The organism is Coleofasciculus sp., assembly GCF_046565525.1.
GTDB lineage: Bacteria > Cyanobacteriota > Cyanobacteriia > Cyanobacteriales > Coleofasciculaceae > Coleofasciculus.
This window is the reverse complement of sequence record NZ_JBKHUP010000062.1, coordinates 37,975-50,172: the sequence shown is the minus strand read 5'-3', so window position 1 is coordinate 50,172 and position 12,198 is coordinate 37,975. Positions and strand designations below refer to the sequence as shown.

Annotated in this window: 9 protein-coding genes; 5 read left to right on the top strand and 4 right to left on the bottom strand. The window is 46.6% G+C overall.

All coding sequences use genetic code 11. The annotated features are described in order from the left end of the window. Together ACLGGO_RS21585 and ACLGGO_RS21580 are read left to right on the top strand one after the other, a co-directional pair. Positions 1-1,194: IS1634 family transposase (locus ACLGGO_RS21585; RefSeq protein WP_446420852.1), on the top strand; the 1,194-nt coding region annotated here is incomplete at its 5' end. A gap of 479 nt (positions 1,195-1,673) precedes the next feature. Next, complete coding sequence (locus tag ACLGGO_RS21580) at positions 1,674-2,399, top strand: ATP-binding protein (protein ID WP_446420851.1); 726 nt, start codon at positions 1,674-1,676, stop codon at positions 2,397-2,399. A gap of 141 nt (positions 2,400-2,540) precedes the next feature. Here the strand turns inward: ACLGGO_RS21580 and clpX are convergent, their stop codons facing one another. Further along, positions 2,541-3,881: an ATP-dependent protease ATP-binding subunit ClpX gene (gene clpX, locus ACLGGO_RS21575; protein ID WP_446420850.1), complete on the bottom strand. Its 1,341-nt coding sequence runs from the start codon at positions 3,879-3,881 to the stop codon at positions 2,541-2,543. Positions 3,882-4,298: 417 nt separating this feature from the next. On the opposite strand from clpX, the gene ACLGGO_RS21570 reads away from it, so the two are divergent. Together ACLGGO_RS21570 and dxs are read left to right on the top strand one after the other, a co-directional pair. Then, complete coding sequence (locus ACLGGO_RS21570) at positions 4,299-4,826, top strand: transcriptional repressor (RefSeq protein ID WP_446336248.1); 528 nt, start codon at positions 4,299-4,301, stop codon at positions 4,824-4,826. Between the two features lie 233 nt (positions 4,827-5,059). Further along, a complete protein-coding gene (gene dxs / locus ACLGGO_RS21565) occupies positions 5,060-6,967 on the top strand; it encodes a 1-deoxy-D-xylulose-5-phosphate synthase (protein WP_446420849.1) in 1,908 nt (635 codons plus the stop codon). 90 nt (positions 6,968-7,057) lie between these two features. Here dxs and ACLGGO_RS21560 read toward each other — a convergent pair whose 3' ends face one another. Beyond that, positions 7,058-7,969, bottom strand: coding sequence for an acyl-CoA desaturase (locus ACLGGO_RS21560; RefSeq protein WP_446420848.1), 912 nt, complete (start codon positions 7,967-7,969; stop codon positions 7,058-7,060). A gap of 119 nt (positions 7,970-8,088) precedes the next feature. Between ACLGGO_RS21560 and ACLGGO_RS21555 the strand changes: the two genes are divergently transcribed. Beyond that, on the top strand, positions 8,089-8,274 hold the full coding sequence (locus ACLGGO_RS21555) for a hypothetical protein (protein WP_446336251.1): 186 nt from the start codon (positions 8,089-8,091) through the stop codon (positions 8,272-8,274). Positions 8,275-8,312: 38 nt separating this feature from the next. Here the strand turns inward: ACLGGO_RS21555 and ACLGGO_RS21550 are convergent, their stop codons facing one another. Together ACLGGO_RS21550 and ACLGGO_RS21545 are read right to left on the bottom strand one after the other, a co-directional pair. Then, a complete protein-coding gene (locus ACLGGO_RS21550; protein ID WP_446420847.1) occupies positions 8,313-11,612 on the bottom strand; it encodes a response regulator in 3,300 nt (1,099 codons plus the stop codon). 365 nt (positions 11,613-11,977) lie between these two features. After that, on the bottom strand, positions 11,978-12,187 hold the full coding sequence (locus ACLGGO_RS21545) for an RRXRR domain-containing protein (RefSeq protein ID WP_446420846.1): 210 nt from the start codon (positions 12,185-12,187) through the stop codon (positions 11,978-11,980). Positions 12,188-12,198 lie beyond the last annotated feature (11 nt).

The following is a 12,198-nucleotide window of genomic DNA, read 5'->3' as shown; positions in this document are numbered from 1 at the left end:
GAAGGAAAGACTTGTCCTTTGGCAAAATTCGGATATAATAGAGACAAGAAAAAAGGAAAACTGCAAATCGTATTTGGATTATTGTGTAACGCCCAAGGATGTCCGATTTCTGTAGAAGTATTTGAAGGAAATACAGCCGACCCCAGCACATTAACGCAACAAATAGAAAAAGTCCGCTCACGGTTTGGATTAGAGAAAATAATCTGGGTGGGGGACAGGGGAATGATTACACAAGCGAGAATCCGAGAAGACCTGAAGGAAAATTCAGGAGTGGATTGGATAACTGCCCTGCGTTCAAGCCAAATCCGGAAACTGGTTAATCAGTCGTACATTCAACTGTCTCTCTTTGATGAAAAAGACTTAGCCGAAATTACCTGCCAAGACTATCCTGGAGAGAGATTAGTCGCCTGTCGGAATCCCTTTTTAGCTGAAGAAAGAAAGAGAAACCGAGAAGAGTTATTACAAGCTACGGAGCAAAAACTAGATAAAATAGTCAGCGCCACATCGCGGCAAAGATGCCCATTAAGGGGTGAAGCTGAAATTGGACTGAGAGTGGGTGAAGTCATCAATAAGTATGGTGTATCTAAACATTTCAAAATCCAGATAACTCCCGATAGCTTTTCTTACCAAAGAAACAGTGAAAGTATCAATGAAGAAGCCACATTAGATGGATTATATGTGGTGAGAAGTTCCGTAAGAGAAGAAATCTTGAATGCCGAAGAGACTGTCAAAGCCTATAAGAGTTTATCCAAAGTTGAGCAAGCCTTTCGCAGCTATAAAACTATTGATTTAAAGGTTCGCCCTATCTATCATCGTAACAGCGATAGAGTCAAAGCCCATGTTTTCTTATGTATGTTGGCGTACTATGTGGAATGGCATATGCGCCGATGTTTAGCCCCGATTCTTTTCGATGAAGATGATTGGGATAATGCCCTTGAGTTACGCGAAGGAATTGTGAGCCATTCGATGAAGAGCAATTCAGCTTCTTCCAAAGCCCAAAAGAAGCGGACAGCCGATAATTTACCTGTACATAGCTTTCAAACCTTGTTAGCTGATTTAGGGACAATTGTTAACAATCGAATTCAGTCTAATATCCCAGGTGTTCATTTCGACTTTGACAAGGTAACCGAACCTACTCCTGTACAAAGAAAGGCTTTAGATTTATTGGGCGTTAGCCTGATTTGTACCCAGTGAAGCCCCAAGCCAAATCGCTCTAAGCCAAGATATGCATACAGTGTAGCAATTTTTGCTGAAGTTCCCCCCAACGCCTCCCCTCTGCCCAACGCCCCTTTATCACCTACGATATCCCCGCCCTCACCCATCTCGAACAACTCCACCTCTGGCACACCCACCTAGGCGAAACCGCCTCCCAACTCAATGGGGAAATCCCCGCCATCGTCGCCCAATTCAACCTCACCCACACCGATATCCAAGCCGCCTGCATCGCCTTCCATTCTGATATCGCCCAACTGGAAAACCAACCCAAAGCCAAAGGGCGTAAAAAAACCCCCCCTGACACCCAACCCCAACCTTCACCCCTCACCTCCCACCTCTGGGATATCTGTCGCATCCAATCCCGCCCCCGTTTAGAAGATTTAGCCCAACGCTTAGAACCCACCGCCACTTGGAATGATTTTGTTCTACCGGAACCCGAACTTAAACTGCTCAAAGATATGGTGAATCAGGTGCGCCAACGGGTTAAAGTTTATACAGAATGGGGATTTGCCCAGAAAAGTAATCGGGGTTTGGGTATCAGCGCCCTATTTGCCGGACAAAGTGGTACAGGGAAAACCATGGCGGCGGAAGTTTTGGCAAATGCCTTACGCTTAGATTTATATCGCATAGACCTATCTGCAGTAATTAGTAAATATATCGGTGAAACCGAGAAAAATCTACGCCGTATCTTTGACGCCGCTGAAATCGGTGGGGCGATTCTCCTATTTGATGAAGCTGACGCCATCTTTGGCAAACGCACTCAAGTCAAAGACTCCCATGACCGCCATGCTAATGTAGAAGTTAGCTATCTGCTGCAGAGGATGGAAGCCTATCAAGGGTTAGCGATTCTCACGACTAATTTAAAAGAATCTGTTGACCAAGCTTTTTTACGCCGCATCCGCTTTATTGTCAAATTTCCCTATCCTGATGCCGATTCTCGTGCCAAAATTTGGGAGAGAATGTTTCCTAAACAAACCCCAACTCGGAAACTGGATTATGGTAAATTAGGCAAACTCCAAGCTACGGGAGGAAATATCCGTTCCATTGCCATGAATGCTGCCTTTTTTGCCGCTGATGAAGGCAAACCCGTGACGATGCAACATATCTTAGACGCCACCAAACAAGAATGCGCCAAATTAGAACGGGGACTCACTTCAACGGAAATTCAAGGCTGGGTTAAATAATTGGGGGCTGCTGAATAAGTCTTGTGGTGGGGGTAGGGAGCAGGGGAAGCAATGTAGAGACGTTCCATGGAACGTCTCTTAGCCGGGGGAGCAGAGGGAGTTGTGCAGCAAGCCCTACATACATACAACCGTTCCCTATCTTCAAGCTGATTCAGGATTAAGTAACCAAGAGGGATGGATTAACAATTCGGCGGCGGAGCGCTTCTCAACCATCTCGCGGGTAATGGCGCAACGGGTAATATCTTTGCGCGAGGGCACCTCGTACATAACTTCTAACATCACCTCCTCTAAAATTCCCCGCAACGCCCTAGCCCCAGTTTTGCGGCGAAAGGCTTCTTGTGCGATCGCGCGGAGGGCTTCTGGGTGAAACTCCAGGCGCACGTTATCCATTTTCAGGAGTTTTTGGTACTGCTTGACCAAGGCGTTGCGGGGTTGGGTTAAGATTTCCACTAAGGAGTCTTCATTCAGGGATTCCACAGCGGTAATCACCGGTAAGCGCCCAATGATTTCTGGAATCACCCCAAATTTGATTAAATCGTCCGGTTCTAAGTGTTTGGACAATTCCGATGAAGACAGTTGGGGCGAAGGCGTCTGACTTGGTTGAACAAAGCCCATCGAAGGTTTCATAATGCGTTGCTCGATGATTTGCTCTAACCCGACAAAAGCCCCCCCACAGATAAATAGAATATTACTCGTATCCAGTTGAATAAACTCTTGATAGGGATGCTTGCGCCCTCCTTGGGGCGGTACATTAACCACAGTTCCTTCTAATATTTTCAGCAAGGCTTGCTGAACGCCCTCACCCGAAACATCCCGCGTCATTGAGGAATTTTCACTCTTGCGCGTAATCTTATCAATTTCATCAATATAAACAATACCTTGCTCAGCAGCTTCTATATCGAAGTCAGCCACCTGTAAAAGCCGCAGCAGGATATTTTCCACATCATCCCCTACATAACCTGCTGCTGTCAGCGTTGTGGCGTCAGCCATGGCAAATGGAACATTAAGCAGGTTGGCGAGAGTTTGAGCTAAAAGGGTTTTACCGCAACCCGTCGGACCAATTAATAGGATGTTGGACTTTTGCAGGGTGATGTTGTCATCTAATCCACTGGAGTCATAATTATTTTGAACCAGGTTAAGGCGTTTGTAATGATTATAAACTGCGACACCGAGAACTTTTTTCGCTTGATCTTGACCAATGACATACTGGTCTAGCGCTTGTTTAATTTCAATCGGCTTGAGCAAGTGATACCGGGTTTGACGAGGGGAATAGTCGGGTTGTGGATAAGGGGGCTCTGCGGTTAAGGATGGGTAGTTGAGGCTTTCTTCATGAGATTGAAGCAGTTCTTCCTCTAAAATTTGGTTGCACAGTTCTACACATTCATCACAAATGAAAACGCTAGGACCGGCAATCAACTTATTAACCTGTTCCGAGAACTTACCACAAAAAGAACATCTTAAATAGGAATCGAATTTGGACATTATCTTGTCTGAGCTGTTGGGGGTCAGTGACAGCAATCTGGCTTGAGGGAAGAGAATGGCTGGAGCAAGAAAATCGTTGCTTAAGCTAGGGTAGGGTCATGACAAAAGTTAATCGGTAGGATTTTTCCCATGGAAAGCAATATTCTTTGTTTAATTGATACCTGCCATGACGGGAACCATGCAAGCCCCTCTACTTCAATTGTAGTTTCCAGCGATCGCAAAAGGGAAGCAGGGGAGGTGGGGGCGTTAACTCAAAATTCTACCTTACCGTTCCCTGTTCCCTAACCCAGGACGAATGATGAATGACTTATGACCAATCCGTTCGTGCAATTTATTCTCAATTAACCGATTTTCTTGCAAATAGGTAGCGTCAGTCACTATCATTGTCAATAATCGGGTTTTTTTGAGAGGGTGATTATGCCTCCGTACACAGCCGCTTCACTTAAAGCTGAACTCAATTCCCGGGGTTGGCGGTTAACGCCGCAGCGAGAAACGATTCTCCACGTTTTTCAGAACCTTCCCCGAGGAAACCATCTCAGCGCCGAGGAACTCTTCCATTTGCTGGAGAAGCGGGGAGAGCCAATTAGTTTATCCACAATTTATCGCAGCGTCAAGTTGATGGCTCGCATGGGTATCCTGCGGGAATTGGAGTTAGCCGAAGGACATAAACACTACGAACTGAATCAGCCGTTCCCTAATCATCACCATCATCTGGTGTGCATTCAGTGTAACCAGACCATTGAATTTAAGAATGATTCGATATTAAAACAGGCAATGAAGCAGGTGGAAAAGGAGGGGTTCCAGCTTATTGACTGTCAGCTTACCATACACAGCGTCTGTCCAGAAGCCCTGCGGATGGGATGGCCCTCCGCACTTCCGAGTAATTGGCGCTGCACCCGATCCATAGCAGCAGAAGATCCCCAAGAGGTAGACAGTCCCTGCTAACCTGTCATACTACATGGGGGTTAACTACAGTTACTCCCCCTCTTTTTGGTACTGGAGTTTAGACAAATTCCATCTTGCCGGAAAACTCGGAGTGTCTTATTCAAGACATCTCTAAGCCCACGCCGTCCTCCAACACAGAGCAAAGGAACAGGCTGCGCTGGGTACATCACATACTTTAGACTATCAAATAGACAAATAATATCCAGTAGAGATTTAAAGAAGATTACGACGATATGCATATCAGTGAAATTACCCATCCGAACCAGCTACACGGTTTGTCGATTCGTCAACTTGAGGAAATTGCCCGTCAAATTCGGGAACGGCATCTGCAAACTGTAGCCAAAAGCGGTGGTCATTTAGGTCCTGGGTTAGGGGTTGTCGAACTGACCCTGGGATTATATCAGACACTCGACTTGGATCGGGATAAGGTGATTTGGGATGTCGGTCACCAAGCCTATCCCCATAAGATGATTACAGGACGCTATGATCGCTTTTACACCCTACGGCAAAAGGATGGGGTTGCTGGTTACCTCAAGCGCTGTGAGAATCAGTTTGATCACTTTGGTGCGGGTCATGCGTCTACCAGTATTTCCGCCGCCTTGGGGATGGCGCTGGCGCGAGATCTCAAAGGGGAAAACTTCAAGACAGTAGCGGTGATTGGGGATGGTGCCTTGACGGGGGGTATGGCATTAGAAGCGATTAACCATGCTGGACATTTACCTAACACCCGACTGTTGGTGGTACTCAATGATAATGAAATGTCCATTTCTCCCAACGTGGGCGCGATTTCCCGTTCTCTGAACAAAGTGCGCCTGAGTAAGCCGATGCAGTTCTTAGCGGATAATTTAGAGGAACAGTTCAAGCATTTTCCCTTGTTTGGGGAATCCTTGACCCCAGAATTGCAGCGGGTAAAAGAGGGGATGAAGCGGTTAGCTGTACCCAAGGTAGGGGCGGTTTTGGAAGAACTAGGTTTTACCTACATGGGACCCGTGGATGGTCATAACTTAGAAGACTTGATTTCGACGTTCAAAGCAGCACACACCTATTCAGGTCCTGTCTTGGTGCATGTGGTGACAACCAAAGGAAAGGGTTACGCGATCGCAGAACAAGACCAAGTCGGCTATCATGCCCAAAGCCCTTTTGATTTAGCCACCGGCAAAGCAATTCCATCCAGCAAGCCTAAACCCCCTAGCTATGCCAAAGTCTTTGCCCACACCTTGGTCAAATTAGCCGAAAACAATCCCAAAATTATCGGCATTACCGCCGCTATGGCGACGGGGACAGGGTTGACCAAACTCCAGGAAAAACTGCCCAAACAATATATTGATGTCGGAATTGCCGAACAGCACGCCGTTACCCTAGCCGCAGGGCTGGCTTGCGAAGGAATGCGACCCGTGGCGGCAATTTACTCCACCTTCCTACAACGGGCTTATGACCAGATCATTCACGATGTATGCATCCAAAACCTACCCGTGTTCTTCTGCTTAGATCGCGCCGGTATTGTCGGTGCCGATGGTCCTACACACCAAGGCATGTATGATATTGCCTATCTCCGCTGCATTCCCAATATGGTGATCATGGCACCCAAAGATGAAGCTGAACTGCAACGGATGATAGTGACGGGTGTGAATTACACCGATGGACCCATTGCTATGCGTTATCCACGGGGTAATGGTTATGGAGTTGCCTTAATGGAGGAAGGATGGGAAGCGCTACCCATTGGCAAAGGGGAAATTCTCCGCAATGGCGATGATATACTGCTGATTGGCTATGGTTCCATGGTCTATCCGGCATTGCAAACGGCGGAGATTTTGAGCGAACACGGAATTGAAGCAACCGTGGTTAATGCTCGTTTTGTCAAGCCTTTGGATACGGAGTTGATTTTGCCCCTAGCGCAGCGAATTGGTAAGGTTGTCACCTTAGAAGAAGGGTGCTTAATGGGGGGCTTTGGGTCAGCCGTGACTGAAGCGTTATCGGACAATAATGTTTTGGTGCCAGTGAAGCGGTTTGGTGTACCTGATAAGTTAGTAGACCATGCTAAACCCGATGAATCGAAAGCCGCTTTAGGGTTAACGCCTTCCCAAATGGCGGAACAAGTGCGCGAAGCGTTCTTTAGTAAACAACCGTCGGTGGTGAGTTAACTTTCAGCGACAATATTGTAGAGACTTAGCCGGCTAAGTCTCTGCTATTTATATCAACCGCAAATGCCGTGTCTAGTTAATATTCAACCGTTAAGAATCTACCGAGGTTTTTACAGCAGCTAGCAACTCTAAATGCGGAAAACTTTGCTCCTTAGAACGCGCCAGAAGATTGGTTTCAGTCGGCAGTCTCAGCTTTGACGCTAACTTGAGGAACTCAAGCATTTTAATGAAGCTAAATGTGGGGTCTGGAAGATAGACAATCTTTCCCGAACGAATAGTGATACCATGGCGACTGGAGGACTGAAAAGCATGATGGAGATTATGCCAGCCTTCACCCAAAGTTAGAAATGCAACCAACTGATTATTTCGACTGAGATCGTCGGTGATAAACGGTTGTTTACCCACAATATGGCAAAGGGAGTTGACGGTTTGCACGCCATGGAAAAGCAGAGTTGTGCTGAGAAAAAATGCACCGAGATATTCGACACCACCGATGAAATAGGAAATCGCCCCAAGTGCTACTAAAGGGATAAAGTGCAAACGGTCAATTAACCTTAAAATGGCATCATTCTCAACATCCATCGGCAGCTTGTCAGGAAAGAACCGGGGGGATAAGAGCCAACCCCCTTGAGACCAATAGAATCCTCCAATCCCCTGAATCGGTGTATAGGGGGAATGGGGATCGAGATCTTGCTCAACATGTTGATGATGGGCTACATGGTGCGCTTTCCACCAACTAGGACCCATCTGCCCCGCCGCCGCCCCCACAATACATCCCACCCATAGAACTGGAGCAGGAGCCTGATAGCTTTTGTGGGTGAGCAGTCGATGGTAGATGCTCGTCGTTGCCAGCATACGGATTACATATAACAATATGATCCATATCAGAGCGCCCCACGATAAGCCAGTCACTAGAACTAGCAACGAGCCGATATGGCTGAAGATAATTAGCGTCGGACCGATGAGATAAGAAATAATTGTGAGTGAGGAATACTGCCTCATTTTTTTTCGACTGTCCTAAAAACGTTTTCTTGCCCATTGCTTCTAGATAGTTAGGGCAAGTCTGGCTTGTCTATTTGGCGTCAACTTGTTGAAGCAACACGCTCAAAAGACATTGATGAATGGCTATCCTAATCCAGTTCAAGAACCTGCTTCAGACGCGATCGCAACTTGGCAGACTGGGTGTCTGGCAAGCGGATCAAAATGTGCGAGCTACAGATTATCGAATGAAGATTGTTTGGACAGATTGTGGCAAGAGGGCTGGTTTGATATCCCAATCAAGGGAAATAATCAAGATTGATCCCTAAACCCGTCCCTACATAGACGTTGCTTCATCTTGCCCATCCTACCTCAAATTTACTGTGCCAAGCAGAAACGTTTGCACTTTCTCTAATTGTCGTTTTAAGGAATCCAGTCGCTCATTTGCACCGATTAAGCTTTTGTCCCGCGCCTGTTGCTCTAATTGGGCGGCGATTTTGGGAATGAGTCGCACGCCAATATTCGCACTCGCACCCTTGAGCCGATGCGCTTGTTGCTCAATCATCTCGAAATCTTGAATCTGGAGAGCATAATACATTTGTTCGAGTCCTGGTTGAGTATGTTTCATAAAGGCTTGTATGAGTTGCTTTTGCAGGATGATTTGACCTCTGGAGATCACCTCTAGACGTTCTGTATCGAACAATGTGTCATCAAGGTAGAAGTCTGTAGACGCCAAACGACTCAAATTAATTTCCTCTTCCCCAGCTCCCCCTGCTCCCCCTGCTCCCTCTGCTCCCTCTGCTCCCTCTGCTTCCCCTGACTTTGCCCAACGTTCGATCATTGCCTGTAAGGTAGCTTGCTCAAAGGGTTTAGTAAGAAAGTCATCCATCCCCACCGCCAAACATTTTTCGCGATCGCTCTCTATGGCACTAGCCGTTAAAGCAATCACAATCGTATGACGATTTGACCCTTCTTGGCGTCGTAACTCACGAGTGGCATCATAACCATCCAAGACAGGCATCTGACAGTCCATAAACACAATATCGTAAGATTGGGCTTGTAATTTAGCCAGAGCCTCTGAGCCGTTACTGGCGCACTCAGGTTCATAACCCAGCATTTGCATCTGGTTGAGAATCACAGTTTGATTCACTGGATGATCTTCAACCAGTAAAATTTTCAAGTTGGACGGGTGATTAAGACGAGTGGGTTGATGGATAATGGCTTGCCAATTCTCCAGATCTTTCTCAGGCGTCACCGCACCCAATAGACTCTCCCATAGCTGTGACGCTTTCACGGGTTTAATCAGGTAGCCCAAAATATCCATCGACTCCAACTCTTGCACCGCATCGAGTTGATGCATCGTTGTCATCACAATCAATTTAGTGGAAGCCAAACTGGGATTACAGCGAATCATCGGCACAATCCATTCACCCTGACTCCCAGGGAGTTGCAAATCCAGAATAGCTACATCATAGGGATGGCATCGCGTCACCGCATTCCGTAAGGTATCCATAGTACTGGTACTATCCGTGGCTTCATCAATCTGCATCCCCCAGGCTTCCACAAGCGATCGCACGGTTTGGCGAGTTGTCGCATTTTCTGCTGTTACCAAGATTTTGAGCTGGCGTAGTGCCCAGGGAACAGCTTGGGCGGGCGGTAGCGGTTGTGTCTTAACGGGTACGGTAAACCAAAACGTTGAGCCTTGACTTATCTCACTCTTAACCCCAATTTTACCCCCCAGCAACTCAACCAGTTGCTGACAAATCATCAGTCCCAAACCCGTTCCCCCATAGCGTCGCGTTGTTGAAGCCTCGACTTGGGAAAATGCTTGAAACAACTTGGATTGATCAGCCGCGCTAATGCCAATTCCGGTATCAGTAACAGCAAATCGCAGTGTAATCGAAGATTGACATAAGGTATCTGTGGGTTGATGCCCACTGACCGCTACCCGCACCACAACTTCCCCTGCATCCGTAAACTTAATTGCATTACCCACCAGATTCAACAGAATCTGACGTAAACGTCCTGGATCACCCTGTAACTGCCGAGGAACATTAGGTTCAACCAGGATTGCTAATTCTAAACCCTTTGCCTCTGCCTGTACCGCTAAGACATCAATCACAGAATCCAGGCAACTGTCTAAGCTAAAGTCGATCTGCTCCAAAAGCATTTTACCGGCTTCTAGTTTAGAAACATCAAGAATATCATTAATCACCGTGAGCAGATGTTTAGCACAGCTTTCGATCGTTCGAGTGTAATTAACTTGTTGCGGGTTTAGATGCGTTTGCAAGAGTAACCGCATCATCCCTAAGACACCGTTGATCGGAGTGCGGATTTCGTGACTCATATTTGCCAGAAATTTAGACTTGAGCCGTGCCGTTGCTAAAGCCGCTTCTCGCGCTTCTACTAACTCATTAATTGGAAAACAGGCAAGTACAATTCCGCCTACTTCCCCAGTTGGGGTATACCAGGGATGAATTGCCCAATGTTCATAAATTGTCTTACCATCAGCCCGTTGCCAGACATCTTCACTCTTGGTAATAATTTCTCCTTGTAACGCCCGTTGATGGTCTTCTCGCCAAGGTTCTGGTAGATCGGGAAATATATCATAGTGGCACCGATTGATCAGGGATTTTTCGTTTAAACCATAAGCGGTGAGCCACTGTTGAGAGTGAGCCAAATAGCGCATTTGACGATCAAACATAGCCATCGCCACGGGTGCAACGGTAATAATTTGTCGGAGTTGCTGGCGTTCCTGTTCTAAATCCTGATTAAGTTGCTGTAATTGAGTGGTTCGTTCTTCAACTCGATGTTCTAATTCCGCGTTGACTTGCACAAGCGCAGTTTCCGCTTGCTTGCGACTGGTAATATCCAGAACCAAGGACAAAATTGAGACTAAATTATCGTCATCATCGCAAAGCGCTGAATTATACCATTCACAATCAATGACCGAACCCTCTTTAGTGTAGTTGCGATTGCAACAAATACAACGGGGAGTCCTCGCGTCAAATAAATTCTTCATGACCACGTTTACCGCGTCCCTATCGTCGTCAAAAATAAGTTGCAACTCATTAATCTGCCGACCTACGGCTTCCTCAACTGTCCAGCCAAACATTTGTTCTGCCTGTGGAGACCAGCGCTGGATTCGATAGTCACTATCCCACTCAATTACCGCCAAGGGAGAATTTTCCACATGAAAGGTGAGGCGTTTTAGGGTATGCTGTAATTGTGTTTCTGCCGTTTTGCGTTCTCTGATTTCTTGTTCAAGTTGGCGATTAACGGCTTCGAGTTGAGCCGGACTGGGTAATGCTAGGGCTTTGGGAATTAATTGTACCAGCAGTACGGCTGTAGACAGGGAAACGATCGCGGTGATTGCTTTGATGACTCCACTGACCCAATAGTCGGGATGCCATAGCGTCCACACGTCCATAATATGGCTAGTACCACACGCCAAGATAAAGGCACTAAACAACCAAAACATCCAGTCAAAGGGCAAATCCTGTCGCTTGTGGACGAAGTACACTAAGGTTACCGGAATCGAATAGTAAGCCAGTGCGGTTAACGAATCAGACAATAGATGAAGCCATACCAGTCTTGGCTGCCAAAGATAACAATGTCCATGAGGAATATATGACCCTAAAAATTGGTTCGCCAAGACTGTCCACATATTCACCCTCCCTCCTGGGTACTGTGACGCTGGGTAACTACTTACTATTAGATAGTAAGGGTCTACCGATTACTTTAACATTTTCCCCAACTATACCTGTCGAGGGTTAGTTGGGGTCTTCTCGCCAAGTTCGATAAACGTGAAAGTTGCCTAGATTAATGATGTCATGATTGATTATTTTTTAGGGTGGTGAGCGATAGGTTTAGCAGCAACCACTGATAATGATCATTGATAACTGCTTACGCAAGATTTTTCACCGAAAAATTGGGGTTGGTAATTTGTTATATTTGACCGATGGCGAGTCGGGAACCCATATCGATCAGTACCACACATCTGACGGGTGCCATGCCCCGTAGCAGTGATAATTAAGGGTTCGTCGTCTTCGAGCCGGGGTCTAATTTGATTCGATATTCCTGTTGTTCTGATTCCTCCTTTTCTTCAACGTCAAGCATCATGATGGTGAAGGGATAGCGTCTGAGTACAACGGCTCTCCCCTGCTTCAAGAACTTCCTTGCCCGTGATGGATGGCAGGGGTTAATTGGTTTTCTGTTTTTGTCTACAACTAGGATAAACATGAGTTGGATAT